Origin of the sequence: Chryseobacterium sp. CFS15 (genome assembly GCF_031118795.1) — a bacterium.
Classification (GTDB): Bacteria; Bacteroidota; Bacteroidia; order Flavobacteriales; family Weeksellaceae; genus Chryseobacterium; species Chryseobacterium indoltheticum.
Map to the genome: position 1 here is coordinate 1 of NZ_JAVHYL010000018.1, position 13882 is coordinate 13882.

At 32.3% G+C, this 13882-nt stretch carries 11 protein-coding genes and 1 riboswitch; of the genes, 9 read left to right on the forward strand and 2 right to left on the reverse strand.

Going from position 1 to position 13882, the window contains the following annotated elements:
• Positions 1-558 precede the first annotated feature (558 nt).
• Positions 559-1548: an IS110 family transposase gene (locus OH814_RS19670; protein ID WP_308829334.1), complete on the reverse strand. Its 990-nt coding sequence runs from the start codon at positions 1546-1548 to the stop codon at positions 559-561.
• Between the two features lie 642 nt (positions 1549-2190).
• Between OH814_RS19670 and OH814_RS19675 the strand changes: the two genes are divergently transcribed.
• From OH814_RS19675 to OH814_RS19685, 3 genes are all read left to right on the forward strand, one after another.
• Positions 2191-4596: a hypothetical protein gene (locus OH814_RS19675; protein ID WP_308829335.1), complete on the forward strand. Its 2406-nt coding sequence runs from the start codon at positions 2191-2193 to the stop codon at positions 4594-4596.
• Positions 4597-4682: 86 nt separating this feature from the next.
• On the forward strand, positions 4683-4919 hold the full coding sequence (locus OH814_RS19680) for a hypothetical protein (protein WP_308829336.1): 237 nt from the start codon (positions 4683-4685) through the stop codon (positions 4917-4919).
• A gap of 134 nt (positions 4920-5053) precedes the next feature.
• On the forward strand, positions 5054-7507 hold the full coding sequence (locus tag OH814_RS19685) for a DUF5686 family protein (protein WP_308829337.1): 2454 nt from the start codon (positions 5054-5056) through the stop codon (positions 7505-7507).
• Between the two features lie 74 nt (positions 7508-7581).
• Here OH814_RS19685 and folP read toward each other — a convergent pair whose 3' ends face one another.
• Complete coding sequence (folP, locus tag OH814_RS19690; protein WP_308829338.1) at positions 7582-8430, reverse strand: dihydropteroate synthase; 849 nt, start codon at positions 8428-8430, stop codon at positions 7582-7584.
• Between the two features lie 112 nt (positions 8431-8542).
• On the opposite strand from folP, the gene OH814_RS19695 reads away from it, so the two are divergent.
• From OH814_RS19695 to tpiA, 6 genes are all read left to right on the forward strand, one after another.
• Positions 8543-9106, forward strand: a complete 564-nt coding sequence (locus tag OH814_RS19695; RefSeq protein ID WP_308829339.1) for a DUF1599 domain-containing protein — start codon at positions 8543-8545, stop codon at positions 9104-9106.
• Positions 9107-9111: 5 nt separating this feature from the next.
• Complete coding sequence (locus tag OH814_RS19700) at positions 9112-10221, forward strand: BT_3928 family protein (RefSeq protein WP_308829340.1); 1110 nt, start codon at positions 9112-9114, stop codon at positions 10219-10221.
• Between the two features lie 86 nt (positions 10222-10307).
• Positions 10308-10658: a TerB family tellurite resistance protein gene (locus OH814_RS19705; RefSeq protein WP_115619601.1), complete on the forward strand. Its 351-nt coding sequence runs from the start codon at positions 10308-10310 to the stop codon at positions 10656-10658.
• Between the two features lie 17 nt (positions 10659-10675).
• On the forward strand, positions 10676-12055 hold the full coding sequence (locus tag OH814_RS19710) for an AAA family ATPase (RefSeq protein ID WP_115619602.1): 1380 nt from the start codon (positions 10676-10678) through the stop codon (positions 12053-12055).
• Positions 12052-12732, forward strand: a complete 681-nt coding sequence (locus tag OH814_RS19715; protein ID WP_115619603.1) for a DUF4276 family protein — start codon at positions 12052-12054, stop codon at positions 12730-12732. The genes OH814_RS19710 and OH814_RS19715 overlap by 4 nt, the downstream gene beginning before the upstream one ends.
• Before the next feature lie 2 nt (positions 12733-12734).
• Entirely contained in the window at positions 12735-13493 is a 759-nt protein-coding gene (gene tpiA, locus OH814_RS19720; protein ID WP_308829341.1) for a triose-phosphate isomerase, read from the forward strand.
• 152 nt (positions 13494-13645) lie between these two features.
• Positions 13646-13842: riboswitch (cobalamin riboswitch) on the forward strand.
• Positions 13843-13882: the final 40 nt, after the last annotated feature.

Here is a 13882-nt window from a genome sequence, read left to right on the forward strand (position 1 = left end):
TCACTCTCGTTTTTCAGTGGGGCAAAAGTAGAACTTTTATACAACACAATCCTAATTTATGTAACATTATGTTTACTTTTAATTCATATTTAATCCTAAGTCACTGACCTTCTGAGAGAATAATTTTATGGGGTTTTGGTAGGAAGCGGTGACAGGTTAAGGAGGCAGAGGGTTTGGGCTGTTTGAGGGTTGGAGAGTTAGAGGGTTCGAGGGTTGGAGAGTTGTATGGGAGGGTTCGGATCGGGCAAGGGCAAGGTTTACAAAACAGTACCTTTTATATATGATATATTCTTAATTTTTACAGGTCGCTCCCACGGAGCTTAGTTTCCTATTATGTAATGTTCTATTAACTGGTCGCCACTCTGTGGCTTTTCAATCTTTACTTCTAGCGCATCGGGTATGGTCAACTGAATGTATATATCCAATTAATTATAAAAGAATAATCTAAATCTTAGATTTTGAATTTAAAACTTTGAAATAGAAATTCTACAGATAACTAAAGGCTTTATAACGAACTGCAGTCATAGCCCAGATGTTCTATGTTACTATGCAAATTATTCAGGTTAAAATTTTAAAGTTTTTTTGAAAATTTTGTTGATATGCAGTTTTGTTTTTCACAACACCAAAACAAATCCTCAGTAACTTGTTACAAACTGCAATTAATGCAAGTTTTTTAGGCTTTCCTTTTTCCAATAGTCGCAGATAAAGTTCTTTGCACTGCGTATTATGTTTTATTGCCGTCCAGGAACAAACATATAGCAAACTTCTAATGTGCGTTTTGGATGTACGGCACTTACCGGGAGAATATGATTTCTTTCCTGATTGATAAATACGTGGAGCCAATCCAAAATATTTTACGAGTGATTTCGATGAATCAAAATTTTTAAAACCCGATGTAGCGGTCATCAGTTGAAGGGAGGTCTTCTCCCCAATTCCCGAAACACTTTGTATCAAACCTTTTATTTCTCTAAATTCTTCATCTTGAAGTTGTGGAAGCCTCATTTCTACTTCCCGTATTTCTTTATCTAATTGTTTTAATCTCTTTTCATAATGTTTTTCCGTGTTGGGATTGAGCTGAGGATTGTAACGAAGTGACTTTAGCTTTACCGAATACCGTCGCTTCTCTTCCTTGAGATCATTCAGAAGTTTTATTTCTTGGTCAAGATGTTCAATCTCGATGCTTTTGGGAATATAAACTTCCGGACGAAAAATCTCTCCATAAAGTCTGATGACTTTGGCGTCTTCTGCATCAGTTTTGCTGATGATATTTTTCATCCTTGAAAAATATTTAACAGACATACAGTTAATCAAACTTGATTCAAAACCATTATCCAAAGAAAGATGGAGTATGCGACTACTATAATTACCTGTGGCTTCGATAACCAAACAATAATCTTCTGTGGGAAATTTCTTGAGAAACGATAAAATCGAGCGTTGATTGTTTTGGATATTAAAAACCTGATCTTGATTTACATTATCCGTAAAACTTACCGTTAAAAACTTTGCTTCTACATCTACACCAATCACTTTTTTTGATAATTTTGACATAACAAATTCTTTATTAAAGAGGTTTTCTTCTGATCCACCATGGTAAAAGTTTTACCAACAATGTTCTATCCGGATTTGGAAGAAAAACAGCAGCAGGGGAATAAAATCCGGGGCGATATCTTAGTATCAGTGAAGCGTCTGCCTTTATCCTGCTGCTTTTGCTCTTTGGTTGATTTTTTAACCAAATTATTAATCTATTTTTACTAATGCAAACTTACCATTGAACGGCATGTATGAGCTCTTTTTGCCGCAAAGGAAAAGCTCGGCGCAAAAAAGCGAGTAGTGAAAGCCGGAAATAGCTACAGAAAAAAGTTGGAGGGTTGGAGAATTTGAGAGTTTGAGGGTTAAAATGCAAACGGTGGTAATACCTATATATGATTAAAAAAACACCTTAACAAGATCATATTATAGCTATGGATGAATTATAAAAAACTAAAAACAATGGATTTCAAATTTACAGGATATAATATTTTTGTATCCTATATATATGTATAATTTTTTTGGTGAGCATGACGATTTACAAAAACTCGTATTTAGAAGCTTTCAATGAGGTAGTGAATAATTAGAGATTTTCCGATTTAAAATAAGTTAAAAGCTTTCTCAAAAGAAGAAATATCAGTAATTTTGACCGAGCATAATGGTATGAAAAGGAGTTTGAGTTTTATTTTTTTATGGGCGTTTATTTTTGGTTTTTCACAATCAAAAATCACCGTATTTAATGAAGCTGACAACGCTCCTATTCATAATGTAGTTATTTTATGCAACGGTAAGGTCTTAGGTAAAACCAATACTGCCGGCTTTTTGGAATTTAAAACAAAATGTAAAGATATCCAGATTGAAGCATCCGGTTTTTACAAAGAAAGTGTTTTTTTAGAAAATACCACTCAGATTTTTCTTACGCCAACTTCATCCAAAACTTTTGCGATAGAAACCGTAATTCTAGAAGACAAAAGCGATCCGAGAGCCTTGGAAATCCTTAGAAAAGCAGATCAGCTCTTCAAAAGTAACTCACCGGAAAGCCTTGATTCTTATGCCTATAAGTCGTACGAAAAAATTTCTTTAGATATCGATCAGGATAGTATTTCGGCCTTTAATAATCTGTTTACCAATAATTTAGGATTATTTAAAAATAACAAAAAAGAAGATTCTGCAAATGATATTTCGGCAAAAAGAATATTTGCCAACAGCAAGCTTTTTCTTTGGGAAAGAGCTCAGGAATTTTTATACTCTAAAAAATACGGCGAAAAAATAAATATTCTTGACAATCGAATTTCCGGTCTGAAACAACCCATCTATGAAATGATTGCGTTGCAAAGCAACCGAAATAAAATCCCTAGCCAGATTAAACAGGAAAATCGCGGATTGTACCGATTTTTTCTTACCGATAGTATAGAAATCGATGGAAGGCAGAATTATGTAATTCGTTTTCGAGAAGTCAATTATAAAAAACCGATGAAGAGGCGAAAATTCAGTGGCGTAATTTATATTGATACGGAAACCTACGGCATAAAAAAGATCGAAAGCATCAGCAAAGAAAAAAATGAAGGGAATATCACAAGCATTTGGATGTACTTTAACAATAAATGGTTTCTATCTGAAGAAAGCATAAAACTTCGCATGAGCAGAATGATGATGGGGCAAGACGATGAAAATCCCGAAAAAGAGAAAGAAAAAAAGAGCAGCTTCGGCACCTATGTCTATCTCAACTCAAAATATTTCAACTACATTTCGCCTATTGAAGAAGATCCCAAAGATTTTAAAGGATACACTTTTTCAGTGAAAAACACCGATGGGTCTACCCTTCACCTCTATCGTCCGGAACCTTTATCTTTACGAGAAAGTCACACTTATAAGACGATTGACAGTTTGGGAAAAGTCTATCAAATTGATCGAACAGCACGAATTTTAACCGGCTTAATTAACGGGCAAGTTCGGGTAGGAAGCTTTGATTTTGACATTGGTGAAATCGTCAATTACAATTTATATGAAGGTTTCAGGCTTGGTTTAAAAGGAAAACTAAACGAAAATTTCGATCCTTATTTCTCCCCGGATTATTATTTTGCGTACGGTTTAGGAGACGATAAATTCAAATACGGAATCGGAATTGATATGAAAACCACGCTTGAAAAAAATTCTTATTTCAGGCTAGAATATTATGATGACGTAAATTCTTCGGGTGAATTTTATCGCCGACTCTGGACGTTCAGAATGCGTATGATGAACTATGGAAACAACATCAACAACGATAAGTACTACCGATACAAAGGTGCTTCTTTGTCTTATCTGAATGATATAAATAATGGTTTGACACTCGCTTTTGCCACAAGAAGAAATTCTGAAGAAGCTTTGTTTGATTATAATTTTCGTGGAAAAGGTGGTTCATTTGAAAACTTCAACACTTTGGTCACTTTAAAATATTCTCCGAACTCTACCAATATTATGACGCCACAGGGAAAATCACTGATCGATCAGAAATATCCCGAGCTTTATTTTAATTATGAGCAAAGTATGAAGGTTGTTGGCGGAGATTTTAATTATACCCGTTTTGATGCCTTATTTGTACACAATTTTAAAACAAGATTAGGCACAACAGGAGTTCGTTTATACGGAGGTTTTCTTTTGGGAGAAGCACCCATTTGGAAAAATTTCACAACAAACGGATTGGCTTCGCCAAGTCGGGATATTAACTTTAACCTTACTTCATACCTCGGCTTTGCCACTTTGGAAGGCGGAAAATATTACAACGATAAATTTATCGCTTATTATTTCACTCACAAATTACCTTTTTACTTTAAAAGTATCGGGCAAAATGTGACAAGCTTTGATTTCGTTCTCAGAGGAACAATTGGAGATACGAAGCATCCTGAATATCATGATTACAGATTCCAAAAACTCGATCATTTGTATCAGGAAGTTGGTTTGGAATGGAATAATTTTTTATCTTCTTACTTCAACCTCGGATTATTTTACAGAGTTGGATATTACACCACAACCAATTTTAAACAGAATTTTGCAATACAGTTTAAATTAAAACTTTTGGAATTTTAGAAATCCCCGCTTTTAGTAGTGGCGAAAATTCAAGGAATTTTTGAAGAGATGATATTACACTAAATATAATTATTACAACTAAAACAATGAAAAAAATAGAAATAAAAGCAGAACAATTTTTTGAACTGTTGAGATTAAAAGACACTTCAATGTGGGCTATTTTCTCCCAGATGATTGATGGTGAAGAAAAAGAAATGATTTTTCTGGATAGTGAAAATAAAATCCTTTTCAATTATATTTTACCCGATAATCAGGAAAAACTGGAAGAAGACAGAATAAAATTTTCTAAAGAATTTGCAGAAAAGCACGCTCATCTTAACTGATAAATAGTTTATATTAAAAATTTCTAACGTCTGCGGCACTCTATTTGCCATAGCTGATGCGAATTGAATATTTTTAGATTTTACTAAAAAATAACTCAATATCAGCCCATTCAATTAATTGTTAGAAATTTTTTATGAAAAAATTATATATCCTGCTATTATCATTCGGATACATCAGCATTTTCTCGCAGTCTAAAATTATTGTTAAAAGTTCTGTGGATAATGCCGTCATTTCTAATGCATCAGTATTTTGCAACGAAAAATTTGTAGGAAAAACAGACATTTCCGGCATACTTAATTTTAAGACTAAATGTAAAAAAGTCGAAGTTTCTGCAAAAGGCTATTTTGAAGACGATGTGGTGGTTGATAAAGTGATGGAAGTTTTTCTAACGAAAGCCGATCCGAAAACTCAAAACATTCAAACGGTAATTCTTGAAGATAAAAGTGATCCGAGAGCTTTAGAAATACTCAGAAAAATCAACGATAATTACAAACAGAATTCTCCGTTAAGCTTAGATTCTTATTCATTTAAATCTTATGAAAAAATTTCTTTAGATTTTGATGAAGACAGCATTAAGGCCTATAATGCGTATGTTGCCAACAGAATTGATTCATTAAAAAGTCTTCCTCAGCAGCCAATGAAAGCTCAGGAAAAAAAAGACTCTCTGGAATCTGTCAATCTGATGAAGCTGGTAGGTAAAAGCAAGATGTTTTTATGGGAAAGGGCTTCACAAAGTCTATATTCACAAAAATATGGTGAGAAAACCAATATTTTAGATAATAAAATCGCGGGTTTAAAGGAGCCTATCTACGAATTAATGGCTTTCCGTTCCAACAGAAATGTCATTCCGAAAGAAATAAAAGAAGAAAATAGAAATCTTTACCGTTTCTTCCTTACCGATTCTATTGAGATTGACGGCAGAGAAAACTATGTCATCCGTTTTCGCCAGGTTGATTACAAAGCAGCGGCTAACAAAAGAAAATTTAACGGATATCTTTATGTAGACAAAGAAACTTATGCGTTGAAAAAAATCGAAAGCAACAGCAAAATTAAAAATGAAGGAAGCATCACCAGCATCTGGAAGCCGATCGAAAATAAATGGTTTTTGGTAAAAGAAAATTACAAAATAAAAATGGGATCCACCTCTTTCGATACCGACGATACATCAGATAAAAAGAAATCAAAAGCTGAAAAAGAAGAAGACAAAAACACCCGAAAGAAATTTGGAAGTTACGCTTATGCCACTGCAGATTATTTTGATTTTAAAACACCAATTGAAGAAAATCCGAAAGACTTTAAAGGCTACACAATTGATGTAAAAAACTCTGACGGAAAACTCATTGATCAATACCGTACGGAAAATTTAACGGACCGTGAAGCAACGACTTATAATAAAATTGACAGTTTAAGCAGTAAATACAAACTCGACCAAAAAGCAAAAGCATTAACAGGCCTATTGAAGGGAAAAATAAGAGTTGGAATTGTTGATTTTGATTTAGCCAGAATAATTGGTTACAATAAATATGAGCATTTCCGTTTTGGAGCCGGTGCTAAACTAAACGAGAAATTCAATAAATACATTTCACCTGACGCCTATTTTGCTTACGGAATTTATGATAAAGACTTTAAATACGGAGCCGGAGTTGATGTTCGCACGACTTTAGAAAAGAACTCTTTTTTTAGAGTTGAATATTTTAATGATGTAATGGCTGCCGGTCGTTTCTCAGAAAACTTATGGAATTTCAGAATGAAAATTATGAACTCCGGAGTTGCATTAAATAATGGCGTTTTCTATGGATATGAAGGTTTTAAAGTGAGTTATGAAAATGATATTACAAACGGATTAACCGTAAACGTTTCGGCAAAAAAGACGCAGGAAGAATCTAAATTTGCTTACAATTTTAAAGGTTTAGGAAATGAGTTTGACATTACTTCATCAACAATTACCTTAAAATATTCTCCAAATTCGAAGAATATTATGACACCGACCGGAAAATACACTTACGAACAAAATCTTCCTGAATTATATCTGAATTATGAACAAGGGTTTAAAACTTTAGACGGAGATTTTAATTTCAGCAGATTTGATGCACTTTTCGTCCACAACTTCAAAACAAAATTAGGAGTTACAGGAATCAGAGCTTACGGTGGAATTATTACTGGCGATGCACCGATTTGGAAAAATTTCACAATGAACGGCTTAGGAAATGGTCACGGCGGATTGAATTTTAACCTGACTTCATACCTTGGTTTTGCTACGATGGAAGGCGGAAAATACTATAACGACAAATTTGTCGGCGCATACTTAACGCACAGATTGCCTTGGTATTTTAAAAGCTTCGGGAAGAACGTTTCAAGTTTTGATTTTATCTACAGAGGAACAATTGGCGATATGAAAAACAAAGAATTCCATCAATTTGAGTTCCAAAAATTGGATCATTTGTATAATGAATTAGGTTTAGAATGGAATAACTTTCTGTCTTCACAATTTAACCTAGGATTTTTCTACAGAGTCGGGCATTACAACACCCCAAAATTTAAAGATAACTTTGCCATTCAATTTAAATTGAAATTATTAGGATTTTAAGGATGGTAAAATAGATATTATTATTTTATTAGGAAACCTCTCAAAATTATATTTGAGAGGTTTTTTTGTTTGAATTAATTACTCAAAAACTCGTCAACTGTTTTCTTAACTTCAAATACATCATGCACACGGAGAATTTTAGCTCCTTGCTGCAGAACTTTTAAATGTAATTTCTGAGTTTCTTCATTAATATCTAAAGGATCTTTACCTAAGGGTTTATAAATAAAAGATTTTCTTGAAATCCCTATTAATAAAGGATATTTGTCAAAACCTAAAAACTCAACTTCACCAATCATTTTCATCTGATCTTCAACGGTTTTTCCAAATCCAAAACCGGGATCCAGAATAATATCTTTAATTCCTTTTTGCAGAAGTTCGTTGGTCTTCTTTGTAAAATATTGATTGACATTTAAAGTAATATCATCAAAATTTACTTTATCGTGCATTGTTTTGTAAGAAGGATTTACATGCATTAAAATATAGGGAAGTTTAGTTTGAGCAACAACATCAAACATTTTTTCATCAAACTGTCCGCCTGAAATATCGTTCACAAAATCAATTCCTTCATTAAAACCAAATCTCACGGTTTCAGCATAAAAAGTATCCAAAGAAATTAATGCTTCGGGAAACTCCTTTTTAATTTCTGATATTACAGTTCCTATTCTTTTGATTTCTTCATCACTACTAAGGAATTCGCTATTCGGTCTTGTAGATTGCGGACCAATATCAATAATTTCTCCACCATCTATTAATATTTTCTCAGCATGCTGCAATGCCGATTTTTCATTATTAAATTTTCCGCCGTCAGAAAAAGAATCGGGTGTAAGATTCAGAATTCCCATGATTTTTGGTGAACTTAAATCGACTAATCTTCCGTTACAGTTTAATGAATGATTATTGATGAATGATGAATGATTTCCCATAACACAAAAATACAATTTCCGGCTTCTTACTTCCAACTTATAGCCAAAAAACTCCGTCCTGATTCCTGCTACCTAAAACCTAATTTGTATCTTTGAAAGATTAAGAAAATGTATGTCAAAAACTTCAGAACAGTTCGGTAAAATCATCAATGAGTGTCGTGATCTTTTCAGTAAAAAAATGCATGATTATGGTGCAGCGTGGAGAGTTTTACGTCCAAGCTCAATTACGGATCAGATTTATATTAAAGTCAACAGAATCCGTACGTTACAGATGACTGATGTAAAGATGATTGACGAAAGCGAGGAAGGAGAATTTATTGCCATCGTTAATTATTCAATTATCGGATTGATTCAGCTGGAGAAAGGTCTTTCGAATGATTTTAATGAAAATCCTGAAGAAATTTTGAATCTTTACGATAAATATTCTGCTGAAGCTCAGGCTTTAATGGAAAAGAAAAATCATGATTACGGTGAAGCCTGGAGAGATATGAGAATTTCTTCCATTACTGATTTGATTTACCAGAAAGTTTTAAGAACCAAACAGATTGAAGACAACCACGGGAAAACTTTGGTTTCCGAAGGTTTGGATGCCAATTATTTTGACATGCTGAATTATGCAGTTTTCTGTCTGATTAAATTTTCTGAACAAACAATTGCCACCGAACCCAAAAACTAATTAATATGATCAAAGGTTTATTACGTTTCATTATTGCTGTTATTTTCATCCTTTCAGGTTTTGTAAAAGCTGTCGATTTGGTCGGTTTTTCCTTTAAAATGGAAGAATATTTTTCGCCATCGGTTTTCAATATGCCGTTTTTAGAAAAATTTGCCCTGCTTTTTTCGATTATCGTGGTCGTTCTTGAATTATTCTTAGGATTTTTATTGTTATTAAAATTAAAACTGAAATTCACACTTTCTGCATTAATTGCTCTTTGCGTGTTCTTCGGATTTCTTACGTTTTATTCAGCGTATTTTAATGTAGTAACCGATTGCGGATGTTTTGGTGATGCGATTAAATTTACACCTTGGGAAAGTTTTGTGAAAGACGTTGTTCTTTTGGTCGGTTTGATTATTCTTTTTGTTTTGTATAGAAAAGAATTCGCTAAAAAAGATGCTTATTCAGATAATAATAAACCTGAAAACAATAAATTTAAATCAATTGCTTTTGGAGCATTCTGCGGAATTATGATTGTTATTATGTCCATTGGAATCATCAACGAGCCGATTATTGATTTCCGTGATTATAAAATCGGAACCGATCTGAAAGCTGAAAAAGCAAAAATCATCAAAAATCCTTTTGAATATAAGACATTCTATTCAATGAAAAACTCTAAAACAGGCGAAGTTTTAAAGATTAATTCTGACGATTATGTAAACGAAACAAAATATTGGGAAGAAGGTTCACCATGGAAAATTGAAGAAGGTAAAAATGAATCTAAACTCGTTAAAGAAGGCTACAAATCTGAAATAGTGAAATTTAAAATTGAAGATGCTACGGGAATTGATTTGACCGATGAAATTATCAATGCTCCTAAAGCAATTTTAGTTTTTGCGTATCATCCAAAAGAGGTTTCTCCAGAACTGATTAAAAAAGTAGAAGCAAAAGTAAATGCTCAAAAAGGAGCTGTTATTTACGGTGTTTCTACTGACCAAAACACTTTTAAAACCATTAAAAATGCAATGATGGACGGCACTGCGATCAAAACAATTGCAAGAAGCAATCCTTTTGTGCTGGTTTTAGAAAAAGGAAAAATTGTAGACAAACAACCTGCAAAATATTATGTTGACTAAAGCTGTCAATAATGGTGAATGGTGAATTGTCAATTACTAATTTTGAAAATATTAAACACTGAACATTAAACTTTAAATATAAAACAATGCATAAATCAAATAAATCTATTGCAGGTTACCATTTACTGATGATTCTTTCATCTGTAGACGGAGAATTTGCTCCGGAAGAAGGAATGTTGGTACAGCAATATCTTGCTGACGAATTTCCATTTAAGATCAATCTAGATGACGAACTGGAAACTATTGCATTACTTAAACCCGAAGAATGGAAGGCTCATTTTGAATTTCACGGTCGTTGCTTTTTAGATGATTCTACAGAAAAAGAACGCTTAAATTTCATCAAATTTGCAAAAACATTAATTAAAGCTGATGACAAAGTAACCGATGAAGAACATACTTTCTATGTTATTTTGAAAAACCTTTGGAATATTAAATAATTTTACAAAAATAGAATATGATTACAAAAATTAAAATAAATGGATTTAAGTCATTTCATAATTTTGAAATGTCATTTACTCCTTTTACGGTAATTGCTGGTACAAATGCATCCGGAAAAAGTAATCTTTTCGACGCTCTTATACTATTATCAAAATTAGCAGAAACTGATAATATCAAAAGAGCTTTAAGTGAGCAAAGAGGTGAGTTTTTAGAATTATTTACAATGTACGATCTTAATCATTATTCAAATATGATGGAATTTGAGGTTGAAATGTTAGTAAATAAAAAAGTAAAAGATGCATGGGGAAATGAAGCCGTTTTAAAATACACTCGATTAAGATACCATATAAAACTTAAAAGATTCATAAATAAATCTGGTTTAGATGATGTTGAATTAATATATGAAAGTCTCGTAAATCTGAAAAAAAATAAAGATGATGAATGGGTAAAATATATACCTAAAAGCTATACTGAAAATTGGATACCTAAGGTAGAAGGGAACAGAGGAAAACCATACCTTGATACAATTAAGGTTAATGAAATTGATACGGTATCAATTCATCAAGATGGCTCTAAAGGTGGATCAATTAGACATATCCCACTAGTAAATGCAAACAGAACAGTTCTAAGTAGTATTGATACTGTTGATTTCAAGCATATACTGGCCGCAAAAGAAGAGATGAGATCTTGGAAATTTCTACAACTCAATCCTGATGATTTAAGAGAACCAACGAGTAAAAATAATGGTGAAGATGAAATTTCTCAAACAGGTAAAAACTTAGCTGCAGCTTTATTTCGAATATCACAAAATAACCTTTTTGCAATTGGTGAAATCTCAAGAAAGCTAAATCAGTTTCTACCCAATTTTGTTGAAGTAAAAATTGTCGATGACAAAGAAAATAGGCAGTATATTATTAAACTTATTGATGTTGATAAGAAAGAATATACCTCAAGAGTATTATCTGAAGGGACATTACGAATATTAACTCTATGTATTTTAGAATATGATGAAGAATTCTCAGGTCTTTTATGTTTTGAAGAACCAGAAAATGGAATAAATCCTCAGAGAGTGTCCACAATGTTGGATTTATTAACAGATTTATCTTCAGACTTTTCAGATGATCAAGCACCGTTACGTCAGGTAATTGTAAATACTCACTCTCCTGTTTTAGTAGGTAATTTAATGAAAAACTATAAAAACGATCAGTTAAAGATTTTATGGTTTAGCCAAATGAGAATTTCAATAATTAATGTCGATGATAAAAAATATAAAATCGAAACTACAAAAATTGTTTTGTCAGAAAAAACTCAACAAGCAACTTTATTTAAAGATCGGGTAACTTTTTCTGACATTCAAGATTATTTAAATATGGGAAAATTTGATTTAATAGTATGAGTTACCAACTTTTTTTAGGATATACTTTTGAAGGAACAACCGACAAAGTTTTTTATAAAAGTATAATTGAAAAGACTATTTCAGATATTTTATGCTCTTATAGTAACAAAGATGTTGAGATTATACTTACTCCACTTAATAAAGATGGTGATTCATTTGTTGAACAATCTATTAACAGTATTAAAAAAGGATACAGTGAAAATTCAACAGATATATTTTACATACATTCTGATGCTGATGATTCTTCAATAGATGATGTAATTAAAAATAAATTTGAACCTTTGTTTAAAGCAACTTCTTCCATTACAGAAATAAATGAATGTAAAATTATTCCAATAATTCCTATTTATATGACTGAGTCTTGGATGCTAGCCGATTTTGATCTTTTTAAAAAGGAAATTTCAACAACTAAAACAAAAGCTCAATTAAATCTCTCAGGAAATCCAGAACAATTTACAAATCCTAAGCTTAAAATCATTGAAGCTTTAAGAATTACTAACAATGAGCTTCCAAAAAAGAGAAGAAAAGATTTAGCAATTAGTGACTTGTATCAAATCATTGGTCAAAAAATAGAAATTAATAAATTAATGACGCTTAATTCATTCAAAGAATTTTACATTAATTCTTTTGAATTTTTAAAACAATTAAACTTAATAGATTATCATATAAATATTTAACTATGAGAAGAAAAATAGTTGCAGGAAACTGGAAAATGAACAAAAATGTAATTGATGCTCAACAATTAATGATTCAATTACTTAGTTATAAAACTAATAATACAACCAACTGTGAAGTTTGGATCGCGCCGCCTTCTTTATATTTAATGATGGCAAAAGATATCTTTGAAAAAGACGAAATCGGAGTTTTTTCACAAGATATGAGCGAATACGAAAGCGGAGCTTACACAGGCGAGCTTTCTGCAGATATGTTGGAGTCTATCGATGCGACAGGTTCTTTGATCGGGCATTCTGAAAGAAGACAATATCACGGTGAAAACGACGAAAGCTGCAACAAAAAAGTAAAATTAGCTTTAGATAAAGGTTTGATCCCGGTTTATTGTAATGGTGAAACTTTAGAACAAAGAAAAGCAGGAGAGCATCTCGATGTTGTAAAAACTCAGACAGAAACAGCGCTTTTCACTCTTTCTGCGGAAGAAATCAAAAAAGTGGTTATTGCTTACGAACCGGTTTGGGCAATCGGAACTGGCGAAACGGCAACTCCGGAGCAGGCTCAGGAAATTCATGCTCACATCAGAGGAATTATTGCAGAAAAATACGGACAGGAAGTTGCTGACGAAGTTTCTATTCTTTACGGTGGTTCTGTAAAACCTGATAATGCTAAAGAAATTTTCTCTCAACCTGATATCGACGGTGGTCTTATCGGTGGAGCTGCATTGAAACTTGAAGATTTCTCAAAAATTATTGAAGGTTTTAATTAAGAAATAATTCTTATCAAAAAAGTAAAGACATATCATTAGGTATGTCTTTTTTCATTAATTTAATAAAATAAATATCAAAAATCACATTACTATTTACAATAATTTTAAATCATTAAATTATTACTAATAATATTATTCAAAATTTAAATAATATCTTTGCACAAGTTTAAGGTTGAACCCATGCGTTCATTAATAGGGAATCAAGTGAAGTAAAATAATTCTTGAGCTGTACCCGCAACTGTAAGCTATTCAACTTATTATAAATAAAAACCACTGTTTTGTGTTAATAAAATGGGAAGGTTATAATAAGATGCAAGCCAGGAGACCTGCCTTAGATTAATTTCAACTTTCGGGAATAAAAGTTTATGAGATCACATCTTCGGATATTT

What these genes read in the sequence shown, in the direction of transcription:
- OH814_RS19700 (WP_308829340.1), top strand. Translation starts at nt 9,112, where the DNA reads ATGATCAAAGGTTTATTACGTTTCATTATTGCTGTTATTTTCATCCTT.
- folP (WP_308829338.1), bottom strand. Translation starts at nt 8,430, where the DNA reads ATGGGAAATCATTCATCATTCATCAATAATCATTCATTAAACTGTAAC.
- OH814_RS19715 (WP_115619603.1), top strand. Translation starts at nt 12,052, where the DNA reads ATGAGTTACCAACTTTTTTTAGGATATACTTTTGAAGGAACAACCGAC.
- OH814_RS19685 (WP_308829337.1), top strand. Translation starts at nt 5,054, where the DNA reads ATGAAAAAATTATATATCCTGCTATTATCATTCGGATACATCAGCATT.
- tpiA (WP_308829341.1), top strand. Translation starts at nt 12,735, where the DNA reads ATGAGAAGAAAAATAGTTGCAGGAAACTGGAAAATGAACAAAAATGTA.
- OH814_RS19710 (WP_115619602.1), top strand. Translation starts at nt 10,676, where the DNA reads ATGATTACAAAAATTAAAATAAATGGATTTAAGTCATTTCATAATTTT.
- OH814_RS19680 (WP_308829336.1), top strand. Translation starts at nt 4,683, where the DNA reads ATGAAAAAAATAGAAATAAAAGCAGAACAATTTTTTGAACTGTTGAGA.
- OH814_RS19705 (WP_115619601.1), top strand. Translation starts at nt 10,308, where the DNA reads ATGCATAAATCAAATAAATCTATTGCAGGTTACCATTTACTGATGATT.
- OH814_RS19670 (WP_308829334.1), bottom strand. Translation starts at nt 1,548, where the DNA reads ATGTCAAAATTATCAAAAAAAGTGATTGGTGTAGATGTAGAAGCAAAG.
- OH814_RS19675 (WP_308829335.1), top strand. Translation starts at nt 2,191, where the DNA reads ATGAAAAGGAGTTTGAGTTTTATTTTTTTATGGGCGTTTATTTTTGGT.
- OH814_RS19695 (WP_308829339.1), top strand. Translation starts at nt 8,543, where the DNA reads ATGTCAAAAACTTCAGAACAGTTCGGTAAAATCATCAATGAGTGTCGT.